General features: G+C 42.2%; 20 protein-coding genes. 8 read left to right on the forward strand and 12 right to left on the reverse strand.

Features of this window, described 5'->3' with window-relative positions:
- Together GKR48_RS14245 and lrp are read right to left on the reverse strand one after the other, a co-directional pair.
- The coding region (locus GKR48_RS14245) for a DNA translocase FtsK 4TM domain-containing protein (protein ID WP_195848259.1) at positions 1-2058 on the reverse strand (2058 nt) is incomplete at its 3' end.
- A 412-nt stretch (positions 2059-2470) separates the two neighbouring features.
- Positions 2471-2965 carry a leucine-responsive transcriptional regulator Lrp gene (lrp, locus tag GKR48_RS14250; protein WP_004918089.1) on the reverse strand — a complete coding sequence of 165 codons (495 nt, stop codon included), beginning with the start codon at positions 2963-2965 and terminating at the stop codon, positions 2471-2473.
- A gap of 553 nt (positions 2966-3518) precedes the next feature.
- On the opposite strand from lrp, the gene trxB reads away from it, so the two are divergent.
- From trxB to infA, 7 genes are all read left to right on the forward strand, one after another.
- Positions 3519-4481 (forward strand): thioredoxin-disulfide reductase, encoded by a 963-nt coding sequence (gene trxB, locus GKR48_RS14255; protein ID WP_132494451.1) that lies wholly within the window; start codon positions 3519-3521, stop codon positions 4479-4481.
- A gap of 181 nt (positions 4482-4662) precedes the next feature.
- Positions 4663-5796 (forward strand): hypothetical protein, encoded by a 1134-nt coding sequence (locus GKR48_RS14260; protein ID WP_154628555.1) that lies wholly within the window; start codon positions 4663-4665, stop codon positions 5794-5796.
- Entirely contained in the window at positions 5797-6123 is a 327-nt protein-coding gene (locus tag GKR48_RS14265) for a hypothetical protein (RefSeq protein ID WP_154628556.1), read from the forward strand.
- A 246-nt stretch (positions 6124-6369) separates the two neighbouring features.
- Positions 6370-8136, forward strand: a complete 1767-nt coding sequence (cydD, locus tag GKR48_RS14270) for a heme ABC transporter permease/ATP-binding protein CydD (protein WP_154628557.1) — start codon at positions 6370-6372, stop codon at positions 8134-8136.
- A gap of 2 nt (positions 8137-8138) precedes the next feature.
- Positions 8139-9881: a heme ABC transporter ATP-binding protein/permease CydC gene (gene cydC, locus GKR48_RS14275; RefSeq protein WP_154628558.1), complete on the forward strand. Its 1743-nt coding sequence runs from the start codon at positions 8139-8141 to the stop codon at positions 9879-9881.
- Positions 9882-9889: 8 nt separating this feature from the next.
- Positions 9890-10612, forward strand: a complete 723-nt coding sequence (aat, locus tag GKR48_RS14280) for a leucyl/phenylalanyl-tRNA--protein transferase (RefSeq protein WP_154628559.1) — start codon at positions 9890-9892, stop codon at positions 10610-10612.
- A gap of 139 nt (positions 10613-10751) precedes the next feature.
- Positions 10752-10970, forward strand: coding sequence for a translation initiation factor IF-1 (gene infA, locus GKR48_RS14285; RefSeq protein WP_004244560.1), 219 nt, complete (start codon positions 10752-10754; stop codon positions 10968-10970).
- Positions 10971-11037: 67 nt separating this feature from the next.
- Here the strand turns inward: infA and clpA are convergent, their stop codons facing one another.
- Together clpA and clpS are read right to left on the reverse strand one after the other, a co-directional pair.
- Positions 11038-13323, reverse strand: coding sequence for an ATP-dependent Clp protease ATP-binding subunit ClpA (gene clpA / locus GKR48_RS14290; RefSeq protein ID WP_154604273.1), 2286 nt, complete (start codon positions 13321-13323; stop codon positions 11038-11040).
- A gap of 31 nt (positions 13324-13354) precedes the next feature.
- Positions 13355-13675, reverse strand: a complete 321-nt coding sequence (gene clpS / locus GKR48_RS14295; protein ID WP_154628560.1) for an ATP-dependent Clp protease adapter ClpS — start codon at positions 13673-13675, stop codon at positions 13355-13357.
- 624 nt (positions 13676-14299) lie between these two features.
- On the opposite strand from clpS, the gene GKR48_RS14300 reads away from it, so the two are divergent.
- Positions 14300-14581, forward strand: a complete 282-nt coding sequence (locus GKR48_RS14300) for a DinI-like family protein (protein ID WP_154628561.1) — start codon at positions 14300-14302, stop codon at positions 14579-14581.
- 40 nt (positions 14582-14621) lie between these two features.
- Here the strand turns inward: GKR48_RS14300 and GKR48_RS14305 are convergent, their stop codons facing one another.
- The 8 genes from GKR48_RS14305 to GKR48_RS14340 form a co-directional block, all read right to left on the reverse strand.
- Positions 14622-16109 carry a phage tail fiber protein gene (locus tag GKR48_RS14305; RefSeq protein WP_154628562.1) on the reverse strand — a complete coding sequence of 496 codons (1488 nt, stop codon included), beginning with the start codon at positions 16107-16109 and terminating at the stop codon, positions 14622-14624.
- 64 nt (positions 16110-16173) lie between these two features.
- Positions 16174-17220, reverse strand: a complete 1047-nt coding sequence (locus tag GKR48_RS14310) for a DUF6453 family protein (protein WP_336431175.1) — start codon at positions 17218-17220, stop codon at positions 16174-16176.
- Positions 17187-20000: a phage tail tip protein J-related protein gene (locus GKR48_RS14315; protein WP_154628563.1), complete on the reverse strand. Its 2814-nt coding sequence runs from the start codon at positions 19998-20000 to the stop codon at positions 17187-17189. The genes GKR48_RS14310 and GKR48_RS14315 overlap by 34 nt, the downstream gene beginning before the upstream one ends.
- The gene (locus GKR48_RS14320) at positions 20001-20399 is read right to left on the reverse strand and encodes a DUF6950 family protein (protein ID WP_154628564.1); all 399 of its coding nucleotides are present in this window, start codon (positions 20397-20399) and stop codon (positions 20001-20003) included. It abuts the gene before it with no gap.
- 59 nt (positions 20400-20458) lie between these two features.
- Positions 20459-21106 carry a hypothetical protein gene (locus GKR48_RS14325; RefSeq protein ID WP_195848260.1) on the reverse strand — a complete coding sequence of 216 codons (648 nt, stop codon included), beginning with the start codon at positions 21104-21106 and terminating at the stop codon, positions 20459-20461.
- Positions 21107-21117: 11 nt separating this feature from the next.
- On the reverse strand, positions 21118-21699 hold the full coding sequence (locus tag GKR48_RS14330; protein WP_154628566.1) for a hypothetical protein: 582 nt from the start codon (positions 21697-21699) through the stop codon (positions 21118-21120).
- Positions 21699-22292 (reverse strand): hypothetical protein, encoded by a 594-nt coding sequence (locus GKR48_RS14335; protein ID WP_154628567.1) that lies wholly within the window; start codon positions 22290-22292, stop codon positions 21699-21701. Before GKR48_RS14335 ends, GKR48_RS14330 begins: the two co-directional genes overlap by 1 nt.
- Before the next feature lie 2 nt (positions 22293-22294).
- Positions 22295-25633 carry a phage tail tape measure protein gene (locus GKR48_RS14340; RefSeq protein WP_154628568.1) on the reverse strand — a complete coding sequence of 1113 codons (3339 nt, stop codon included), beginning with the start codon at positions 25631-25633 and terminating at the stop codon, positions 22295-22297.
- Positions 25634-25721 lie beyond the last annotated feature (88 nt).

Raw genomic sequence — 25721 nt, forward strand, 5'->3', positions numbered from 1 at the left:
TGGCTGCTGTGCTGCAGTTTGAGGCTGCCCCGCCGGATGAGCAACAAATTCATTTCCATTATGCACAGGCGCTATCGGCTGTTCTTGGGTTATCGAATGAGCTTGCACTGGTGGTTCGGTAAATGACGGCATAAACAGCGGCGCTGCTGGCTCATCATCAACTAAATCATCCACCGGCGAGAAACGCTCAAATGCCGATAATGGCGTACTTAAATCAATTTTAGGTTCAAAATCATCCGCATCATTATCCAGCTCATGCTCATCATCGGCATGGGCAGTAAAGCGATGGATATCAGAAGGTGAAGTTTGCTCCGTTGGCACTATTTGTTTTGTCGGTTCAAAAGCTGGCGTAAATGCCGGAGCAGAAGCCCAACGATGTTCAATTTCTGGCTGAGTAAACGTACTCGCAGGCATATAATCCTGGGGAGTTTCTGGCTCTGGTGCAGGAACAGAATCAACCGCAGGCTGGTTAACCTGAAATGCAGTGTCAAACTCCTGCATATCGACTTCAGGCTCACCGTAGCGTTGACGTTGCTGCTCTAAGAATTGAACGCGCAGTAATCTTTCTTGCTCTAGCTCATCGTCAGTTTTTACTTCATTTTCAGGCTCTTCAGCCGCAGACCATTGCTGATAAACCTGTTCACGCTGAGAGGCTTCCTCTTGACGACGTTGAAGCTCCGCATCGCGCTGAGACGGAATACGAATGCCATACAGTTCACGGCGAGTCGGCAAGCGAACCGGATTTGGACGAGGTAATTCTGGCTCCAGATTCTTTTTCACTTGCGCGTGGCGTTCCATCGCTGCAATCGAAATACCCGCAGCGGCTAGCGCGGCAGGGTTGGCAACACGACTAGTTACCGATGATTCACTCACGTCAGGGCTTCCCATATCAATGGTGGGCTCTACAGGCGCAAACTGTGATGATGTAAATGTTGGAGCTGCCGGTTTGGACTCAAAAACAGGTTCTGGAACAAAAGCGGGCTCAGGTGTAAATGTCGGTTCTTGAGGTATAACAAGTGCAGGAGAAAATGCCTGCGTTGGTGCCACTTGAGGCTGATAATCATCAGGCACTTCAAAATGGTATGTTTGCTGCTCTTTAGTCGCTGAAGGCTCTTCTGTCGCGGAAAATGTCGGTAAAACTGTATTTTCCGTTGGTTGAGCAGTAAAAGTAGGCTGCTCTGCCAAAGAAGCGCTTGGCTGGACTGGCTCAATAACCGGTTGCGCTTCAGAAGCTAACAGAGGATCAGCCATAACCTGTGGTTCAACCGCAGGCTGTACATCCTCAGAAATGAGCTCAGAGACTGTTGGCGCGGAAAACAGTACATCATCCGCATCAAATTGTTGGTTTTCATCATTTGCTTGATGCTCAGCAATTTGAGCACGCTGTAGCGCCTCTTCGGTCTCTTCAACATCATAATCGTAGTCATCAAGTTCATCACCACGGGCGCGGTTTGTTAGCAAGGTGATAGGAAGCAATATCCCTGCCCCTATTTTTTCTGCAATAGTCAGCCAAGACCAACCCGTGAAGAGGGTAAAACTGATTGCCCAAAGGAATAACAGCGCCAAGGTTGCACCCAATGAATTAAACCACGGCATAATTGCAGTACTGAATACACTGCCAATGACCCCGCCAGAAGCGAAGTTAGGTAAATCATCAAAGTTGAGTGCGGCCAAACCACAAGATGAAAGGATCAGTGCTAACCCGCCAATAAGGCGTAAAGAGAGTGAGAAAAAGTCAATATAGCGGCGCTGGCTTTCATAGTGATAAATTGCCCAACACCCGAGTAACAACAATGGCGGGATCGCAAACGCGAGAATACCAAATGCAGAAAACAGGATATCCGCACTCCATGAACCAATACTTCCCCCTAAGTTTTTAACGGGAGCGTCCCAGTTAGTTTGTGACCAACTTGGATCGGAAGGATTAAAGCTCCATAGCGCGACCATAAGAAAAATCGCACAGAGGCAGATTGCCAACAAAATCACCTCTAATAGCCGTCTGCCGCTACTGAGCTTTTTAAATTTGATGTACTTATCTTCGGTATATTCTTGGCTCATTATTGTTTCTTTACTGACTGATGTTCTTGCTTAATACGTGATTATCCTATGATTATTCTAACACTAATCCTCTAAACGCGCCTGCTTTAAGGGGATTAAGACAAATTATCACACCATAGAGACCATAAGACTCAGTATTTCATCTTACGAATAGGGTTTCAAACTCTATTTAAGGTCAAAATTCTTAATTGTTTATAGCTTTAAAATCAATAAATTGAAATGAAAATTTCTGACTAATTTTGAGTCTATCGCAGACAGCGACGAGAGAATGTTCGAAAAAGAACCATTGGGAAAACTGAAGAGAAAAATTATAGCGCTTAAAAACGGAACAACGCTGAGTAAACCCAGCGTTGAAACAGCAGTGCGACAACAATGCAGATTGCTGTGCAGGAATGATGAACACAAAGTGCAATTAGCGAGTTTTAATCACTAAACGGTTGCTTTGTTTCACTTCTTCCATAACTACGTAGGTACGAGTGTCGTTTACACCAGGAAGGCGTAATAACGTTTCACCTAGCAGTTTACGATATGCGGACATATCTGGCACACGCGTTTTCAACAGATAGTCAAAGTCACCGGAAACGAGATGACATTCTTGAATTTCTTCAAGTTTTTGAACTGCCGTGTTGAATTGTTCGAATACATCTGGTGCTCCACGGTTTAAGGTAATTTCAACGAAAACCAGTAGCGATGCATCTAAATAGTGTGGATTTAACAGTGCGGTATAGCCAGAAATGAAACCCTGTCTTTCAAGACGACGAACACGCTCTAAACATGGCGTTGGAGATAAACCAACACGCTTAGATAGCTCAACGTTAGAGATACGCCCGTCTTTTTGCAATTCGTTCAGTATATTCCTGTCAATACGGTCAAGGTCTTTGCCAGGACGCTTTTTATTGTCAATCATCTCTTATCTCTCTTTCTTTAATTGTTATTTTCTACATCTTATAAAACGGTACCATCTATTCGTCAGTCTTCCTAAGCGGACTAGCGGGCGTGGAACCTATTCTATTCGTAATAACTGAAGTTCTCGTAAACCGAAACATATTTACCTTTGGAGCGGCTTACAATCGTCGCGACATTGCCAGAATGTGTGACGTAAAGTTAATTTTCCAGTAAGAACAAAAATGCGCCATTTCCATTGACCTGCTAGATAATTAACTCTTAGATAGATGTTTTCGCAAATGCGCAGCCGATTGTCAAAGTAAATGAATAAAAATCAGTACAAGATTTCGGTTTTTTTTTCAGTAAAACGTTTCGCAGACGCAATTCAAGATAATTCCTAAAATTACCGTTTCGTGATTAAAGCACTTTCCCTCTCATTTTTTAACTCTTAATTGGTATTGCCTATCAGAAAAATTTGTCCCCTCCACATCAATGAATGGTTAAATCACTTTTGTTACCCCCCTATTTCTCCTACAATCGTTCTTATGCTTTTTTGAGACTAAAAAGAGGAATTCATGAGCACAACCACACATCGCAAGTTAATCATTTTAGGTTCAGGTCCTGCAGGTTATACCGCAGCCGTTTACGCAGCTCGCGCAAATTTACACCCTGCACTGATTACTGGGGTGGAAAAAGGCGGTCAATTAACCACAACCACGGAAGTTGAAAACTGGCCGGGTGATCCTGAAGGCTTAACAGGCCCGGGACTCATGGAGCGCATGCATGCCCATGCAGAAAAATTCGAAACCGAAATCATCAACGACCACATTACAAAAGTGGATTTCCAACAGCGCCCTTTCCGTCTCTTTGGTGATGATACAGAATACACTTGTGACGCATTGATCATTGCGACAGGCGCGTCTGCTCGTTACATCGGTCTACCATCAGAAGAAGCCTTTAAAGGTCGCGGAGTTTCTGCTTGTGCAACGTGTGATGGTTTCTTCTATCGTAACCAAAAAGTTGCGGTTGTCGGTGGCGGTAATACTGCCGTTGAAGAAGCGCTGTATCTTTCTAATATCGCGTCTGAAGTACATTTAATTCACCGTCGCGATAGCTTCAGAGCGGAAAAAATTCTGGTTAATCGCCTGATGGATAAAGTTGAAAATGGGAACATTGTTCTGCATACCGACAACACATTAGATGAAGTTCTGGGCGATGATATGGGCGTTACAGGCGTTCGTTTACGTTGCACCAAAACCGATAAAACGGAAGATGTTGCTGTCATGGGCGCCTTTATCGCTATCGGTCATAGCCCTAACACCGCAATTTTTGACGGTCAGTTAGCTTTAAATAATGGCTATATTAAAGTGCAATCCGGCACCAACGGTAACGCCACTCAAACATCTGTTGAAGGGATCTTTGCGGCTGGCGATGTAATGGATCACATCTACCGCCAAGCAATTACCTCAGCCGGCACTGGCTGCATGGCGGCATTAGATGCCGAGCGTTACCTTGACGGGTTAGCAGACAAGAAATAGTTTTTTAATCTAACAATCGCTAATCTGAAATTCCTTGAAGCCTCATTTTTACGTTGTCGTTCATTAAGTTCGCAACGAAATAGAATGGGGCTTTTTGTTTGATAACAATTCACCAAGGGTGATAGAATGTGAGTAAGTATAACTATATTTTATGGTATAAATCAGAATGGAACGACTATATGTGTTAGGTAAACGATTTGAACGTCTTTTGTTTCTCAGTATTATAGTAATAATTCTAAGTATTATAACATATTCTCTATCAAAATCCGTTTCTGAAATATCAGTACTTTCAACTACAAGTGAATACAAACGAATATTAAAAGAAATGAATGAAAATGAAAAGTTGATTGTTAAAATTAAAGAAATAGTTAATTATCATGTAAAATTCAATGAAGAAGAAGAACTAAGATTAAGTGAATTTAATCAAAAAAATAAAATCAGCCCTGATTTTATAGCAAGTCAAAATGAAATAAGAAAAAAAGTCGGATTAAATTTAGTATCACCAACTAATGAAGAATACACTCCCACGATAAATTTTAGAAAAGATACAGACTTAATAACAGTTAATGACATAAGAAAAAGATTAGGATTAGAAGAGGTAAAAGATATTACTCTAGCTAAAGATACTGAATTAAAGTATTTATTAAATCTTGCATTTAATAATACTGGGAATTTTAAAAACAAACATAATCTAATGAGTGATCAGAACTGGGATTTCGATAAAATAAAAATAGAAATAAATAAAGAAATCGAAAGTTTAGATAACATGAAAGTATCCATATATGACATTGACACTCCTGTACATATTCCATTTAAAATAGGTGATTTAAAAACCACTATATCTATCGTTAACATTCAATCGTTTTTAGTCTATTTCATGCCTGTTTTCATTTCAATCTGGATAGGAACACTCTATGTGACAAGATATAGTGAGATTATTTTATTAAAAAAGATAAAGAACAACTCTCTATGTTATCCTCATATCCTAAATATTTACGCCTGCTACTCATCAAAAAAGAATTGTGAAATTCTAAATAAATTATCACTTGATGTTAAATCCACTAAAAAAGAAATTAAGTCATCCATTCAGTTTTATTCTATTACTAGAGTAGTATTTATTTTTTTATTGCTATCTTTAATAGGCATTCCAACATATCTAGGAATAATGAATACATTCAACGATTTAATTTTAAACTCATTTTTCGGATTTTTTATGGTTTCCTTTTTTTTCATTATAAATATTATTCAGTTGATTTCATTTTTAAATCTAGAAGCAACACAAATGAATCATTATTTTTATCATAAGGATATTTAAATGAGAAGCATATTATTCATACTAATGGTTATATTTTCTCATTATACACAAGCTAAAGAACATATTTTTACTTCATATGGTAAATCACTTGTTAGATGTAGTATTTTTATTGAAAAAGGTGATGGTATAACAGATAGATATGAGAAAACATTATGGTTAGCTGGTGTTGCTACCACTATAAATTACTTTGAAAAAAGTGGAGATTTTGCAAAAGAAGCTAGTCTTGGAACTATTCATGACTATGTCAATCTTTTTTGTGAGAAAAACCCTGATTTATTAGTATACGATGCTCTATTTGACATGAAAAAAAAGTTGAGTCGAAATTAAAAACTAATTTTTTATCTTTATTTACTTAAGAAACTATGAATATAAATTTATTAATCTTAATATAATTTACCTTTGCAAAACATATTGATAACAAAAATTGTTCTATTCAAATAACTGGCTTTTATTATGTAACATATCGAATGGAAGCTGTTATGATAGGCAAAAATTCGGTTAGATTTGATGACAAAGTCAACAATCTTAACCGCACTCAATAACATGAAAACTACACCTGCTAACTAAATCATTATGGATAAATCAAGACAGACTGAATTGGTGCGTTGGTTAAAGCAACACAGCGCTCCTGCTAAGCGTTGGCTCCGAATTTCTATGCTATTAGGCATAGTCAGCGGTTTATTAATTATTGCGCAGGCTTGGTTCCTCGCCGTGATCCTACAAGCGCTCATGATGGAGAGTATTCCACGCGAGCAACTCCTCACCGACTTTGCGTTATTAATTAGTGTCTTTATTTTACGCGGTGTTGTTCATTATCTTCGTGAACGCGCTGGCTACCGTTGTGGACAAGTTGTCAGACAGCAAGTCCGCGGCATGGTATTAGATAAACTGCAAGAATTAGGCCCTGTTTGGGTCAAAGGTAAGCCAGCAGGAAGCTGGGCGACGATTATTCTTGAGCAGATTGAAGATATGCAAGATTACTATTCTCGCTATCTTCCGCAAATGTATTTAGCCACCATCATCCCAATCATGATCTTGATTGCCATCTTCCCTTTTAACTGGGCAGCTGCGCTGATCTTATTTGCAACCGCACCGTTAATTCCGATTTTCATGGCACTGGTTGGGCTGGGTGCTGCCGATGCTAACCGCCGTAACTTCCTTGCTTTAAGCCGTTTGAGTGGCAGTTTCCTCGACCGTTTACGTGGATTAGACACCCTACGCCTGTTCTTCCGAGGCAAAGCAGAAGTCACCCAAATTCGTGAATCCACTGAAGACTTCCGTTCGCGCACCATGGAAGTGCTGCGTATGGCATTTCTATCTTCCGGTGTCTTAGAATTTTTCGCGTCAATTTCCATTGCAGTGGTCGCTGTTTATTTCGGATTCTCTTATCTTGGAGAGTTAAGTTTCGGTAGCTATGGTCTGCCTGTCACACTATTTGCAGGTTTCCTTGCACTGATTTTATCCCCTGAATTTTTCCAACCTCTGCGCGACCTAGGCACTTACTATCACGCAAAAGCCCAAGCTGTGGGCGCTGCTGAATCGCTGGTAACCTTACTCGAAAGCCAAGGTGATGAACAATTACCACAAGGCGATAAGGTGATTGATGAGCAACCTATTCGCATTGAAGCCAAACAGCTGGAAGTTCTCTCCCATGATGGCACTATCCTCGCGGGCCCTCTCGATTTCATCATTGAGCCGCAGCAACGCATTGCCTTAGTTGGCCAAAGTGGTGCGGGTAAAAGCTCCCTATTAAACTTATTACTTGGCTTCCTGCCTTACCAAGGTTCCATCACGATTAATGGCAATGAGCTCAATCAATTATGCCCAGAACAATGGCGTGCTTTAGTGGGCTGGGTTGGGCAAAACCCACATTTGCCTGAGCAAACATTGCAAGAAAATATTTGCCTAGGTAAACCTGATGCTACCGAAACAGAAATTCAATCAGCAATTGAAAAAGCCTATGTGGCGGAATTTCTGCCAAACTTACCGGATGGGTTAAATACTCGCTTAGGCGATTTCGCTGCACGTCTTTCTGTTGGGCAAGCCCAACGTGTCGCTGTCGCTCGCGTACTCTTAAAACCTTCTCGCTTATTGCTATTAGATGAGCCAGCGGCCAGCTTAGATGCACACAGCGAACAGCGGGTAATGGAAACACTGAATCAACTATCTGAGCAGCAAACCACGTTGTTAGTCACCCATTTACTTGAAGAAACCATGGATTACGACCAAATTTGGGTGATGTCTAACGGGAAAATTATCCAGCGTGGTGACTACCAACAACTGAGCCAGTCTGAAGGTGCCTTTGCCCAATTACTCGCTCATCGCCAAGAGGAGCTTTGAAAATGAAAGTGTTACTCCCCTTCTTAGCCCTCTATCGCCGTCATTGGTTTTTGATTTCCTTAGGGATCATTCTGGCGATTGTCACGCTGCTTTCCAGTATTGGCCTTCTCACGTTATCGGGATGGTTCTTAGCCGGTGCTGCTATCGTTGGTGCGCCGGGGATCTTTTTCTTTAACTATATGCTCCCTGCGGCTGGAGTTCGTGGTGCGGCTATTTTCCGTACTGCGGGACGTTATGCCGAGCGTTTAGTCAGCCATGATGCAACATTTAAAGTCTTAGCCCATCTGCGAGTTTTCGCCTTCAGTAAGGTTTTACCGCTATCTCCCGGTGGGATCAGCCGTTTCCGCCAAGGGGATCTATTAAACCGATTGGTGGCGGATGTCGAAACCCTAGACCACCTTTACTTGCGCGTTCTCTCCCCGATTGTCAGTGCTTTCTTTGTCACGTTTGTCCTGATTATTGGTTTAAGCTTCCTTGACCCTCGCCTAGCATGGACATTAGGCGGCGTTATGCTGTTCCTGCTGTTTACGATGCCATTTGTATTTTATCGTGCTGGTAAACCGATTGGACGCGAACTGACTGAACTGCGCGGAAATTACCGCATCGTATTAACTTCAGCATTACAAGGCCAAGCCGAATTAGCCTTATTTGGTGCGACTCAACGTTTTCGTCAACACTTATCAAGCATCGAAAATTCATGGCAAGGTCGCCAGCAGCAGCAAGCTGCACTGACAGGTTTATCTCAAGCCATTATTTTGTGTGCATCAGGGCTTACCGCAACCTTGCTTTTATGGATGGCCGCTGAACATGTTGGCGGAAATACACAACCCGGTGCGCTGATTGCCTTATTTGTTTTCTGTGCATTAGCCTCATTTGAAGCGTTAGGGCCTGTTGCCGTCGCATTCCAACACATGGGGCAAGTGATCGCATCGGCTACCCGTGTCTCTCAGTTAATGCATGCGAAACCGGAAGTGAACTTTGTCAATCAAGGTAATGAACTAAAATCGCTAGAAAATTTAATCATTGATAACGTGACGTTCACTTATCCAGAACAGCCTTTCGCCGTACTAAAAAATATCACTTTGTCGATCAAACGAGGTGAGCACATCGCGTTATTAGGAAAAACGGGCTGCGGTAAATCAACGCTGCTGCAATTGCTCACCCGCGCTTGGGATGTGGACAGTGGCGTGATATCGATTAATGGCCAGCCAATTCAAGCTTACAGCGAAGAAGCGCTACGTGGCGTGATGTCCGTGGTTCCTCAGCGTGTTCATGTCTTCAGTGATACCCTACGCAATAACTTATTATTAGCCAACGAGCAAGCCACTGACGAGCAACTGTGCGATGTACTGACTCAAGTTGGCTTAGATAATTTGTTGGATAATCAGCTAAAATTAAACGCATGGATGGGTGAAGGCGGTCGTCAATTATCAGGAGGAGAGCAGCGCCGCTTAGGTATCGCTCGCGCCCTTCTGCACAATACGCCGCTGGTATTAATGGATGAGCCAACAGAAGGGTTAGATGCCCACACTGAACAGCAAATTCTCAGCCTGCTCAAGCAAAAATGTGCCGATAAAACCCTGCTGGTAATCACCCATCGTATGCAAGGTTTAGAGCAAATGGATACCATTTGTGTGATGGATAATGGCGAAATTATCGAACAAGGCTCACACTCGCAATTATTAGCTGAGCAAGGTCGTTATTATCAGTTCCGTCAACGTCATTTGGTTCAGCAAACTCGCTGAGGTGCACCATGTACCAATTAGACGATGATTCATACCTGTTCCCGCCCGTGTCTGAAGCGATGCGGGAACCTAATGGGTTACTGGCGATCGGCGGTGATTTATCATCTCGCCGCTTACAAGCCGCATACTATGATGGCATTTTTCCTTGGTTTAACCCTGGTGAAGTGCCTTTATGGTGGTCACCCGATCCGCGAGCCGTCTTGAGAGTGGGCGACTTGCATATCAGCCGTTCCATGATCAAAACATTAAAAAAATCTCCTTATCGCATTACCATAAATCATGCGTTCAAAGAGGTGATAGCGGCTTGTGCAGTTCGTGCAGAAGGAACGTGGATCCTTCCTTCCGTACAGGCTGGTTACCTAGCGCTTCATCAAGAAGGGCTCGCCCACTCGATTGAGGCGTGGCATGGTGATCAGCTGGTGGGCGGTTTGTATGGCGTGAACATGGGACACCTATTTTGTGGGGAGTCTATGTTCAGTAGAATGAATGATGCGTCCAAATGTGCTTTTATTACATTCTATTTTCATTTTTTGCGCTATAATGGGCAACTTTTTGATTGTCAGGTACTTAACCACCACACCGCTTCACTTGGCGCGACGGAGATCTCCCGCAGGGATTTTCTGCATATTCTTTATCGGTGGCGTGACCTGCGGATTGACCCAGCATGCTGGTTACCACAGTCAATTGATTTACCTCAATCATTTGAAAAATCACCACTTTTTAAGCGATAGAAAGTGGCAATACAGTAATTTTATCCCCAACTATTTTAAAGAAAGATCGCTTTAAAATGCGACACTTCTTTACTTAGTGTGGGTTTTTGGGCATTATCTTGCCCGTAAAAAATCACGGTTATTAGACTTAGAGGATTAGATGGCCAAAGAAGATAATATTGAAATGCAGGGAACGGTTTTGGATACCCTGCCAAATACAATGTTCCGCGTTGAACTAGAAAACGGTCACGTTGTGACTGCGCACATCTCTGGTAAAATGCGTAAAAACTACATCCGCATTCTGACAGGCGACAAGGTAACTGTAGAGTTAACTCCTTACGACCTGAGCAAAGGCCGCATCATTTTCCGTAGCCGCTGATTTTCGATTTTCAGGCAAGGCCTGACAAGACCACAGGTGCCTAAGACACCTGTGGTACTAGCTATTGTCAGATTACAGCATCCTCTGGAGAGGCCTTGTGTACGCTACTGAAGCTGTATGTCAGTGTGTGACTCTTTTCATCAAGCCCGATACTCACCGAGCCGCCATTCGTTAACGAACCAAATAACAGTTCATTTGCCAATGGTTTCTTCAGGTTATCCTGAATGACACGCGCCATAGGTCGGGCCCCCATTGCTTTGTCATACCCTTTCTCACACAACCAACGACGAGCCGCTTGGCTTACCTCAATCGAAACACCCTTCTCATCCAACTGTGCTTGCAACTCAACAATGAATTTATCCACCACTTGCGTGATGATATCCATCGACAGCGCATTAAACCAAATAATGCCATCAAGACGGTTACGGAATTCCGGTGAAAATGTCTTTTTAATTTCAGACATCGCATCCGTACTATTATCTTGCTCTGCAAAACCAATCGAGCGGCGCTGAGTTTCTTGCACCCCTGCGTTGGTGGTCATTACCACAATCACATTACGGAAATCCGCTTTACGACCGTTATTGTCCGTCAGCGTACCGTGATCCATCACTTGCAGAAGAATGTTAAACACATCCGGGTGCGCTTTTTCGATTTCGTCCAATAACACGACGGAATGCGGATGCTTAATGACGGCATCGGTCAGCAATCCACCTTGGTCAAAACCAACATACCCCGGAGGCGCACCAATCAGTCGGCTAACCGTATGGCGTTCCATATATTCAGACATATCAAAGCGCAGCAGTTTCACATCCAACGCTTTTGCCAGCTGCACGGTGACTTCCGTTTTACCCACGCCAGTTGGCCCTGCAAACAAGAAGGAGCCGACAGGCTTATGATCTAACCCTAAGCCTGCGCGATTCATTTTAATCGCCTCAGACAGCGCCTCAATCGCTTTATCTTGTCCAAAGACTAACATCTTCAGGCGTGAGTCTAAGGTTCTCAAACGATCTTTATCGCTCGAGGAAACGGTTTTTTCTGGAATACGCGCAATACGCGCCACCACGGTTTCGATTTCAGGTACACCGATGGTTTTCTTACGTTTGCTAGGCGCCACTAAACGCGTTCTTGCTCCCGCTTCATCGATAACATCAATGGCTTTATCTGGCAGATGGCGATCGGTAATGTATTTCACCGATAAATCCACCGCAGCCTGAATGGCTTTCGCGGTGTAGCGAACATCATGGTGAGACTCATATTTCGGTTTCAACCCATTAATGATACGCACAGTTTCTTCAGGAGTAGGTTCCACAATATCAATTTTTTGGAAACGTCGAGCCAGCGCTCTATCCTTCTCAAAGATATTGCTAAATTCTTGATAGGTCGTAGAGCCAATCACACGAATACGCCCACTTGATAACAGCGGCTTAATCAAGTTTGCGGCGTCTACCTGTCCACCCGATGCCGCACCAGCACCAATAATTGTGTGAATCTCATCGATAAACAGAATGCTTTTCGGATCTTTTTCCAACATTTTCAGCAGCGCTTTGAAACGTTTTTCAAAATCACCGCGATATTTAGTGCCTGCCAACAATGAGCCGATATCCAGTGAGTAGATTGTGCAATCTTTCATCACTTCAGGCACATCATTTTGCTCAATACGCCACGCTAAGCCCTCAGCGATCGCCGTTTTACCTACGCCGGATTCCCCAACCAATAATGGATTATTCTTGCGGCGACGGCACAACACTTGAATGGTACGCTCTAATTCAGCCTGACGTCCCACCAGCGGGTCGATATTCCCTTTCTTAGCCTGTTGGTTCAGATTGGTAGTGAAGTTGTCCATATGGTCTTCTGAGACCGGCTGCTCTTCACTTGGTGGTGTATTGTTTGCGGCATCATCCTCCGATGAAGAAGAATCTTCACCTTTAATGGTACCGTGGGAAATATAATTAACCACATCGAGGCGGCTAACATCATGCTTACGTAATAAATAAGCCGCTTGGGATTCTTGTTCGCTAAAAATCGCCACTAGCACATTCGCGCCAGTCACTTCGCTGCGTCCTGATGATTGAACATGAAAAACAGCACGTTGCAGTACGCGCTGGAAACTCAAAGTCGGTTGAGTGTCTCGCGTATCATTCTCAGGCAATAGAGGCGTGGTTTGGGCAATAAAATGTTCGAGTTCTTGTCTCAAGGCAACTAAGTCGACCTTACAAGCCTCTAAAGCTTCACGCGCAGAGATATTGCTCAATAATGCCAGCAATAGGTGCTCCACAGTCATAAATTCATGGCGATTGTCTTTCGCTCTGGTAAAAGCAACATTTAGACTAAGCTCCAATTCTTGATTGAGCATAAGCACCTCCCAAAATTGATATTAAGACTCTTCAGACTTTCTCTATAGTACACAATAAAGGATATTCATGTTCCCTTGCAAAAGCATTGACTTGGGCGGCTTTCGTTTCTGCAACTTCAGCAGTATAAACACCGCAAATACCTTTACCTTGAAAATGCACATCTAACATTATCTGTGTAGCGCGTTCTTCATCAAAAGAAAAGTATTTTTGTAACACCTCAACAACAAAATCCATCGGCGTATAATCATCATTATTTAACAGTACTTTATACATCGATGGTGGTTGCAGCGCCTTTTCAACTTCATCTTTAAAAATTGTGTCAGTTTTAAATGTGCCCAGAAAATCACTCATTACTTTCGTGCTCAGTCGTATTACTCAGTGTGGAAATTCAATTTAAGCATAGCCTTTATTATCAATGATATCTATTCACTAAATAGCAATTCAATAAAGCTAAGCCATTAAAAATATTTTGTCTTCATTTTGGTACTGAATTCTCAATTTATCCCAGTGTACCATGGGCTGATGACTAACTTATAGCACCTAAATTTTGTGACGCACATCAAATAATTTAAAAATTCACGAAAAACGCTCATCGGATTATTTTCAGTTTATTCAAAAAGCCAAAATCCGACTCTTGACCAGATATCCCTCTTCAATACAGTATAAAATGCGCGCGATTAACTTCGTATTTATACCTAGTTTGCATGTGTATTTTATTCATGCGCTTAATAATAACTTAACTTATTGATTCATAATTATTTAAATGGCATTAACCCTTGGTTTTATGCCATTTTCAACTATCATTTAACCTCTTGATTTAACGATATTATTTAAATGGTTTTGGGGAAGTCATTTTCTTAGCCATAAGATAAATTTTACCTTATTTCTTGATCTCCATTAATATTTTACTGTATATAATCACAGTTATTATTTAACTGTTTTTATATACAGCACTTTATGTAAGGAGAATGTACGATGGTTACTATTAAAGTTCGCTTCGCTGCAAGCATGAAAGGTAAATTACCTATGGGGACTTTCGACGCATTGAGAAATGAGATCACAAAAAGATTGAACCCCAAATACCCTGATTTAAATATCGATATTAGTTGGGGATCTCAAGCTAATGTTTCTATTGATGGCCTTGGTAAGAACGAAAAGAAAACCTACATTGAAGAAACGCTGGAAGAAATTTGGAATGATGGAGATTGGATGCCTGAAATGAAAGAAACTGAGGAAGTAGAGTATTTCGATAAATGATCTGAGTGCGCCAACTACTCGAGCTGGCGCACCTTAGTTATTACTCTTCTAGTTTGCTTGCTTGTTCTTGTTTGGATTCTTCCTCTAATCTCTCCGCTTCCTCACGTGCAGCTTTTTCAACTTCTTCTTTCGCTACCCGCTCAGCTTCAATTTTCGCTAATCGCTCAGCTTCAGCTAGCTTCTGATTGTAGATAGAATCACTTGGCATATTCACACGAACATCAATCCAGTGACCATTTGGAATATCGCAATAGTCATAGTCTTCACGCTCAATGTTATTCTCATCGAGAAACTCTGGATAAGTCATTAGGCGCTGGGCTTCGAGTCGAGGATGAAGAGTGTGCTTTCTATAACGAGTTTCAATGATGATGTCACCGTCTGGCAGTACATCAAAATCAGCCCAAACTAAAGGTAGGTTATTAATCCCATTCGGTACAACTAAGCCTCCGTGAATCCCGCCCCAACTTGCGTCAGAGTTCATACCGAGAGTGCCTTTGAGTTTATAGCGACCGGTACCGAGTTTTTCTAGTTCAACTCCTTCAGCCTCTTCGTTAGGTTCAATATCATCTGTGAAAACTTTAATGACAGGAGATGCTGCTTTTATATTTCCGTTTGCATCTTTTATAGTATTAAGTGTTGAATAAACAACACCCCAACTTTGGAAAGCTCCTGCTCTAAAATATCTGAAGAAAAAATCTTTTTGCCATGCTGCTAATTGAAATTTTTCTGCTGTATTTCTAGAGACTGTAAAAGTAGGGGCGTACTGACATCCAAATGGTGCTCCATTTACGTTTAATGACCCTCCTGGATCCCAAGACCCTGTAGCTAAGGCATTATCAAGATCAAAACCAGTCGGATATTTTGCTACGACATCACCTAAGCCGCAATCCCCAACCTGCATTAGCGTTCCGCTGGCATCAGGTATTACATGATTTTTCCAAGCCCCGCCCTTTCTCTGCGTATTTAATCTTGCGGTTCCAGGTACCGTTGTATCTAACTGGATGTTGTTTCCTGTTCTTTCATTTGTAACTTGAATTACATCATTTTTTGATGTGATGTTTCCACCAACATCAATAGCCCCAGATATACCGCCACCTTTTTTATCAAACTTATCATCTATTAATTTTTTCAGCGCAATAATACTTTCTAGCCTTACCGTTTCCCCTGTTGGAGTTTTAATTTCAACGATGCCGTCCTGTGTTAGCCATGTATCCATATTTCGCAAGAAATACTGGATATACTGCTGATTCGCTAGCATCTTGCGAACGCCATCGCTCATGCTGTCTAGAACGAATGTCGCTATCTGATACTTGGCTGCTGAAGCTGCCACTGTCACAGGATAAGTGAGGTTAATCTCTGTATCTGAGTTCACTGATAATATTGTGTTCATGTACACAACGTTATTGATGAGATAAGAGATTGGGCAGCCTTCTGATATGCCGGCTAAGTTATCTTTCCAGCGAGTTCCTGTGCCGGTAATTTTAGTCTGACCCGCTGTCGTTTTGATTGTGCCTGTTTGATAAATCATATTAACTCCAAAATTTGGACGCAAAAAAAACCGCAGTTAAGCGGCTTATCGTTGAATTGAGTATTTAGAAGTAGTCGTTGAAGTCGATGGCGTAGCTGCCGGCATACACTATCTTGTTGTACATGTAGTTGGCATACGTGGGGTAATCACCAATGGTCCACATCCTTTTCGCTATAAGCTGTTTCCCTGATACCCTAAATCCAGACATGTAACAGTTAACGGTATTTCCCTCATTCTCCAGCCATGTATTGGGGCTATCCATCGTGAACATCGGGACATCAAATTTACTTGTGGCAACATTATTGCTCGTGTTAACTATCTGCCCATTGTTATAAAACGGTGTGTACTCGGAGTTGAATACTACCTTGCCCTCTCTGTTCCAAATCGTTAGTCCATCGGAAGGTTGAAGATTTAACCCAGACGCAAATATCACAACATACACCCAGCCAGACTCTAGCGAAATTATCCGGTTATTAGGTCTGTCATAACGTATCGTTTGGCTTGTATTTTCAGGTCGAATAAATACACAAACCGAGTTACGGTTAGGAATAGAATCCGGAACGCTCCAATAACCCCGCCCATTCTTATCCGCTTGTATAAATATTTTTTGCCGAAATACACAATATGAAACCGTGGATTCTTGGGTGATAGCTCTAAAGTTATCAACGGCAGCATCTATCTGCGAGTTAATAAAAAGCCCATAAGAGTCTTGCGGGGCTTCCTTCAGTACACCGTATAAGAAAAAGTGGGAGTTACCATCACTCCCCGGTAACCAACCTGAATCACCGCCCCACCAGTCATAGTTACAATAGAATGTATCGCCAGACACCCAATAGCTTCCGATACTCACGCCCTGCACCGAACCATAAGCCAGAAAGTGGCATAACGCTGAGGGCACAATAACCACATTGTATTTTGACATTCCTGGTACATTAACAGACTTATTTTTTTGATACGGCTGTGGGCTGAGTGGATGAATAACAATATGCTTTAAGAAGGTTAGAGGATAGGAATTGTTAGTGATTTCAATCGGCTTTCCGCCATCCTTTGGGTTTATGAATAGTCCATAATCATCACTCATGCTGGACGCCTCCCCACTTTCACCGCCCATCTACCATTTTCGTCATAGACTGTCATTCCGGTACCATCGACTAACACCCGACCTGCATCCCCAACTATTTTAAAATCCCCGCTAATGAGCAGCTTATTGAATTCAGCATCACCTGTTTTAGCATCGATATTAAAACCCACCTTGCCGGGGACATAGTTTGCTGACGTCATTTTGTCAGTTACAACCACGCTATTTAGCCACGCTTTATCGATGAACGTTTCATTCATGAAAATCTGACCGTTCTTCATATACATAAACGTTTCAAACTTGCCATTAGATGGGTTGATGAAAGCAAAGTTATTCGCCATAAATCCGATGTAAGTGCTGACTTTTCCAGCCTTCACTTCAGCGCTAATAACCATACCCGCTTTGTAGAATTGCTTGTTGTACCAAACACCTGCGTTCACATCCCACGTTGCGTAGCCTTCACCAGTAGCCGTAAACTCAGTTGTTGCCTTCGTGTCAATAAGCGCACTTTGCTCACCAAATTGAGCTTGCACCCGAGTTTGTGACTCTGAGAATGCTTTATCTAAACTTGCAATAGCTTGGTCGTTCTTGATTACCCCTGCTTTCACTCCATTTATCGACGCATTCACTTCAACAACAGATTGAGCCCATGCCAACTCGGCGCTAGCAAACACGCGGTCTAGTCGCTTAATTTCAGCCATCGATTGACCATGCTTTGTGAACAAATCTTGCTGAACTTCGAATGTTGCAGAACCTTGTATCAAGTTTGCTTCGTCGAGCCAGTTGAGTCGGTCTTCAAGTCGCTTGCCAGCTTCGGTAGTCATGAACTGGTTACCCATTTCATCTAACGCGCCTTCAGGTAAAGCATTTGGCTGTCCAGTTGCTTCAACGAATTGAGACTTTCCGTAACTGTTGACCGTTCGAACATAAAACCAATAATCGGTACCCGCTTTTAAACTCTCTTTCGTCCAGAACTGCCCTTGCCCTAACCGATTGGATTTTGTTGTAACTTCCAAATCGTTAGTGTTTGCCAGCTTCTTGTCGCTGAACCAGAATTCAAATGTATAGCCGTGTTGTGCTGACTCGCCAGCGTGTGGAACGCATGTTAATGAGAACATCCCGCCAGTCACTTCAACACTGACAGGCTTAGGTGGTGCTTGAATATCAAAATCAATAATGGCGGGTGCAGACATGGCGCCAGCGGCATTAATTGAACGAACTTCAGCGCGATAGGATCCGCGAACAAGTCCTGACAAGTCGACTCTATCTTGCGGTACCTGAATTGATTGAATCACTTTCCCATCTTGAATAATGTTCACTGTATTGTAGCGAACATCTGCAGCAGCTGATTTCCAACTCAGATATCCCTGAACAATCTCGCCGATACTAACCGTCACAAATAAGAGGTTTAAAGGTGGCGCCACGCCGCCCGTCGGCAATACAGTAAACGGTGGTCTAACAAATGGCTTGCCGATCACATCCTCATAAATATAAGCACCATCCTCCTCGAGGAGGATATCAACTCCTTCCTGCGGGTGAAATTTCCACTCAGCGACACGAAACTCAAGGTTTTGAATACCAATATGAGGAAGATTTAATAAAACAACCTCTCCTGGTCGATACGCGTAACCATCCATATTCATGCGCAATTGAACACGGCGACCTGCACGCTTTTTCCGTAGATATAAATTAGAAAGCCTAGCTGCTTGGTATGGGCTAGTGACAAACCGGTAATCCATGTTCTCTTTGATTTCTAACCCATCTTCATCAATCCATTCTTCGATAATGACAGGCTCAAAGTCAGTTTTGATGTACAACTGCTCGGCATCAACAAACGTCCCGTAAATCGCATTAGTGGCATCGCGTAAAGCCAGTTCCGGCGTGATGTTAACGGTATCAATGATTTGATTCGGTTCAATGCGTAATACTGCTGGGCCATTGTAAGCCTGCATTAAAATCCCGTGCTTGCCGGCTACATAGGTCGGCTCCGCTGCAATGCATTTGTGCATGTGATCGAGTATCGATGCTGGAGATTCAGAAAGTTCATAGGCCCCATTAATTGTGTAGCGTGGTTCGGCAACACCTTCTGGGCTAACGACTTGTTCGTCACATAGATCTGCAGCGACCTTGAATGATTCAAAATCGATATCAGCATCAGGCACACTAAGATAGCTGCGATAAAAATCGAGAACTACCAGCGCCCCATTGTTGTTCCAGATTGTTTTATTCGTGCGAGGATCGAATAGCTGCTTACCCCAAACCTCTACTTTGACGTTTGGCACGCCGTACGGAAATTTTTCAGCATCGTATTTCAGCGTTAACCGTAACCATGCCAGACCATCCCCGATCATGTCTTCTTTCCATGATGGTGCATTCTTTAGCATGTATGGGTCACAATCACTCCGGGAGTTATGAAACTCATAACCCGCTTTATCGCCGAAAGTTCCTATCAAATCATCATTCAGCCAAATCTTGCCGATGTGATCAACTTTGTGTGCAGCAATGGCTAATGCCATAAATAGACGTTCATTTTCATCTTGTTCGCCGCGCTCTTCTTCTGCGAAAAACAATAAACCAGAACACACCGTTTTCCCCACAATAATAGTTTCTGATGCAACCGCAGAGCGTAGCATTTGTTTTCGTTCAGATTGGTCCCGATAGCTCATCGATGGCATTTTATCTTTGAAGATCATGGTACCAGCAGCTTGCACAGCAATACCCGCTACGATTAATGCTGTACCCAATCCACCAGTGGCGATGACCCCTGCAATCATCAACCCAGCAGAGACAATGTTAGTGACCGTCTTTCCCATTTACTCTACTCTCCACGCTTTGACTGGTTGATGATTAACTGGCATTGCCCCTGACTCGGTAACCGCCCAAACTTTATTTGCCCATATAACGCCAAGCGTCTTCCCGTCATCGCCGTTAAACATGACGATATCGCCACGCATTGCTCTATCAGGTTCAATTTCTGCAAAGAAATCTGATAGCCCTGTTTCCAAGTCACCGAACTCAGACTTTAAGACTCGCATAGCTCCAGCTTTGGTTTTATATCTGCCACGCGCCTTTTCTGCGATATCGATACCGCATACGGCAACTGCACAATCGGCAGCAAATAAACAACAATCATGCAGCCCCCATGAAAATGGCTTCTGTGTTGCTTTTTGTAAGGTTTCTGGGAGTCTGATTGTCCAGTTAGGATGTCGCATTGCTGATCTCCGAGCATAAAAAAACCCGCCGAAGCGGGTTGGTTGGATGTGCACTTGTTTTACTTAAAGTTTAATGATTTTTGTATGTGAGTCTGACTTTTTTCATCGTATGTTATTATTGTTGTATAATTATCTCTCACTAAAGCACCAAAGCTGTTCTGCGCATCCACATAGCCATCTATTTGAAATGTACACAAGCCAGCGCTTGTAATTGAAACTTTAGAGTAATGAGGAAACCTTGCTGTAGATGGTGACTTTAATTTAGATTGTATTATTGTCTGTGATGCTAAATATGCTCTCTCTTCATCATTACAATAATCAACTTCTTTTTTCTCTCCATTAAAAAAGAATATTAAAATAAAGTACAAGGAGACAGCGCCGACTAAAATACAAATAGATGTTGACAAAAACTTCCCAAACCTATTATCAGTCTCAATTTCCCTATCATTGCATTCTATTTTTTTTGTTTTATAAATTGGGTCGTTTTCATAAAGAAACGTTTTTAATTTATCTTTATTGACTAAGAATAGCCAGTCATCGTCTATAAAATCACCATGGGTTATCACCCCTTTTTTCTCGAGATCCTCTAGTATTAATACTGCTTGGTTGTATCCGATATTAGCTCTTTTTTTGACTTCATTAATGGAAACAGAATCAAGTCTCAATAAAAATCGTGAAACAATTATATATTTATTATCTATTTCCACACTATTCACCATTATTTATAAATGAAAGATGGGGCATCCTTTTTACTACCCCAATAAATCGAACGTTCAGCCATTTGGGCTACATATCTGAAAATACGATCGCCTTTATGCCGCTTTACCCATGACTCGTCGGTAAATCTGTCAGGCAGTCCATTAGACCATCGCTCAAAGCGATTAGATACCGTAACAGATACTTTGTTTAGCCCACCGGTAGACACTCCAATGTTAGATATTTGACCAGCAAAAACAACTTCAGCAATTGCTGGTCTACCATTTCCATCCAAGGCTACTAGTAAAATACTAACATTTCTACCTCGGCTACGCTCATTCATGACGTCAGCCACAAGCAAGGAGTCAAACCCAGATAGTGAAAGGATAAGTTGCTGTGGACTTGTTGAGTTACTTTCCGTCACAGGTTCAATTTCACCAAATGAACCAACGCCTTGGTAATTCTCACCGGCTATAATCAAATTACCTACGCCAGTATGTGCAAAAGTTACACCTGACTTTAACTCCAATTTTGCCGCAATAACTAACTCATAGCCATCATTGATGGCTTTGACCATGTCATTTGAAAATGGATGATATAGCATTAGTAAAGTGCCTCCTCAAGAGTAATGCTTACGCTTGAAAAAAACCCGGGGCGATATTGAAAGTTACCTTGATCATTACTCGTTAGCTTAAAAATACCGAATGGTTTGACGGTTTCTATCTTCTCGTTGATTGACGGGGAATTTCGTAACATCGGAGAAATTGGAATATTTGCATTTCCATCATTATCACTAATTACATTTTCCGTGATGATCTTGAGTTCATTACTGACTGTAATATAGTCGCCTTTACGTAAAATAATTGAATTTGCAATCCATCCTTTTGTTTGCAACATAGTACCAGTTTGGTTTTCCTCGCTAATAATTGGGCTTCCCTTTCCGATTAACCCTGGTCTTAGCCAATTGCTGATCTTAACTCTCCCACTTTCTCCATCAAGTTGTGCAAGAATAACTTCAAGTAACCTTGATTTTTCATCTGTTAAATTGTTGAACGATAATACACATTTCCAACGGCTACCGGGAAAGCGCACTGTCTGTGCGCTACCAGTAAATACAGAAGTAAATGTCTGGCTATTGCTCAGTAACTGCCAATTCATTGTTGAAGGTACAATGCTATCTGGCCACACCAATACCATAACTACCCCCTGAGGCTCTTTCTTATATTCCCATTTGTTTGAAAGTCACGCTGAATCTTAGCTAGCGCATCATCAGAACCTTGTTTTGCACCTAATTTAGCCGCCTGATGCATAGCTTCATACAATGCCTGATCACCATTTCCAGATACTTGAATAGTCTGGTAAATTTCTATTTTGTTTGTTTGGCTGTTGTCAGTTGCGCCGAAAGAGTTTCTGCTTATCCCTTTAAACTCACTGCCGCCAAAATCTGACTGATTAATAGTGTTAGTGGCTCCTCTAGAACGCATTGATTCTAGATTATCTACCCCAATGCGCTTGGTTGATTCGGCGTCAAAAACAAATTCTTGTCCGTGAACCACACCTGATATTTCATCGGTTCCACGGTTTCCTGTATACCCACCTCGACTATATCCTTTCCAGCTAGTCGGCATTCCCATGCCGCCAGTGCCTGATGCAGTTGTGGCTGCGCTACCTGCACCCGCCGCCGCGCCAGATGATAATCCGCCAGCAAACCCACCCATCAATCCTGTCAGAGCGTTAGTGATCATGGCTTGCATAGCAATACGAACTAAATCCTGAATAATTGACTCCGCAAGTGATGCAGATATATCTTGTAGTGCCTCGGAAAATGATTTAGAGCCGGTCAATATCCCAGTTAATGAATTCCCCATTCTCTGCTCAATAGACTCAAACAAGTTAATTTGCATGCGCTGCCAATCTCCCTGTGCGGCATAAAGCTCTTTACTTGCTTGTAATTGTGCAACTTTGGATTTATTTGTTGCTGCAGTCATTAACTGCTCATAACGCTCTTTGCTAATTAGACCATCACGATAAAAGGCTTCATACATTGCCTTTTGCTCTTCAAGTTGGTTTTTCAACTGAATAACAGGATCAATTTCACCAATTATGCTGATGTTTGGCAGGGCAATGCCCTTAGCCTGATCAGATAACCGGTTCTTTGCCATATCTTGTTCAAGCCGTGTTTTTGCATATTGATATTCTTTATCAGTGAGTAAACGTGCATCAAGCAGGGCTTTCAATTCTTTATTAGCTTCTTGCTCATTACGGATTAATGCGCGGGTAGGTGAATATTTTTCAGCAAGCTCAGAGCGTTGCTTCATGTGGTTTTCTGCATTTAGAGTTTTTAATCTTTCAAACTCACCTTGCTTCATTCCGCCAGCTTTGTAGCTCTCTTGTAACTTACGTAATGTTTCATTTTCACTGAGAGAAATGCGCTCAAGACTAAGTGAATGTTCAAGCTCAATTTGCTGCCTTAACTGCTGATACTGATTAACTGATTTATTTCCAGATTTATCCTTAGATGGAAGCTCTTGCTTTGTACCTACATCAACAATAGTATCTTCAGTCTGCGCTTGCTTCGGTTTTTCACCAGACTTAAGTCTATCTCTGGCCTCATTTATGTTTTTAATCACCTCTCTTTTTATATCCATGTTATCATTGGCTTTTTCTAAATCCCTTTCGAGCCTAATGATGTCATTTTTTAACTTAGGTACCTGACCAAAGACATCCCACCCACTATCTAGATCATTTTTACGATCTTTTGTGTCTCGGAGCTCTTTAATCATCTTATTGCGTTCAGTAATTATGTTCTGCAGCTCATCTTCAGTATCAATTAGTTTTACATTGAGTTGTTTCTGTGACATCTGCATCAACGCTTCGGTCGTTTCAATAACAGCATCTTTTAAATTTAATGCACTTTGTCTAGCTTCAACGGCTTTGTTGTGGAAATAATAAATTGCGGAACCAGCAAGCATAGCTACACCTACTGGACCACCAATAGCTGAGTACGCACTCTTTAATATGTTAGATGAAGCGGCAAGGGCTCGTTGACTTAAAGATAATTGGTGGTTTGCAGTGGATAATTGGGCTGTGTATTTTACTTTACTTTGTATCGCCTCGTTCTCAATACGATATAATTTATTCCTCTGCTCGCTCAAATTCAGGGTTTCCATACCATGCTGTCGCATCATTGCATTGTGCCTAGATAAGCTTTGTCCTTGTTCAGCAGCATATTTTATCTGAGCATCTGCTTGAGCTATTCCTGACTTTGCAGTCTCAGCCATTTGTTTTGCTGCAGCCCTAGATGCGACTTCATTGTCATACCACAATTTTGTTTGTTCTTGTAATCCTTTGGATAGTCGCCCACCAAGTAATGGGATAACGCCATATGCGGCAATATCAACAACAGTACTTAAGTTTCCGGCCAATGCATTGACAGCATCCGTTGTCGTATTAATTCCTGCACGAAGTGGACCTGATGACATTTGCCCTACTTTTATGGCCATCCCTTCAAATGCCGATGACAAACCAAGTAAATCACCATTTAGGTTGTTAGTTCTTTCCTTTGCTTGCTCAAATGCAGTATCCGTTCCAGTTAATGCCTGAGTGAGCTCTTTAACCTTGCTAGCATTTTGAGACAAGATCATTGCAGTATTAACGTTTTCTAAGCCAAAAAGTTTTGTCAGTGCAGTAGTTGAATAGTTCTTTTTGCCTAAGTTTTCCAATGCTGAACCAAGGCCGACAACCGAGGGTTTCAGGTTTTTATCTGTACTCGCTTCAAGTTTTAAGATCATATTTCTAAGTGCCGTGCCAGCATCAGAACCTTTTACTTCTCGCTCTGCTAGAGTTTGAATTGCCGCATTTAGCTCTTCAAAACTCATTTTTGCGTTAGCTGCTGCAACACCACTTTTCTTTATCGCTTCGGATGTTTCATTTACTTCTGATGAACCATATTTAGCACCCGCTGCCAATACGTTGATATACCTGTCTGTTTCAGCCGCCGAGGCACCAAACTGGTTTAGCGATAATGCCAGTGTTCTTGTTGCATCTGGCAGTGTTGTGCCTGCCGCTTGCGCAAGGATTAATGCGCTTTTTGTTACATCGACTAACCCGGTGCTCGTTTTCATCAAATCCGGCTTGGCGGATGCCATTAACTTAATCGCTTCTGCACCTTGCATCGCCGAAAATTGGGTTGTTCTCCCCATCTCCTGGGCAGCCTCATCAAATATCTTCATTTGCTCGCCAGTAGCACCTGTAATGGCTGCAAGGTCAGATAATGATTGGCTATATTGTCGAGTCGTATTGATGATGGCGCCGAGAGATAATCCACCGCCAGCGATCATCGCCAATCGTCCACCAACACGATTGATAGACTTTTCAAGGGATGCAAAAGACTCTTCGGTATGTTTATTGTCAGACTTTACTTTTCGTGTGAATCGGTCTGATTCGCTACCGGCTAAGCGATAGGCATCTGCAATTTGAGTTCTAAAACTAACATCGTTTAGTAATAACCCAACTTTGAGATCAGCTAAATTTGACATATTTACCCCAGCATTTTCATGACTGCCGAGCACTGCTCATCCAGTGTTGATGATGCTGGCGTAGGCAATTGATTATCTTTCGGATCGT

Source organism: Providencia sp. wls1943 (genome assembly GCF_009706275.1).
GTDB lineage: Bacteria > Pseudomonadota > Gammaproteobacteria > Enterobacterales > Enterobacteriaceae > Providencia > Providencia zhijiangensis.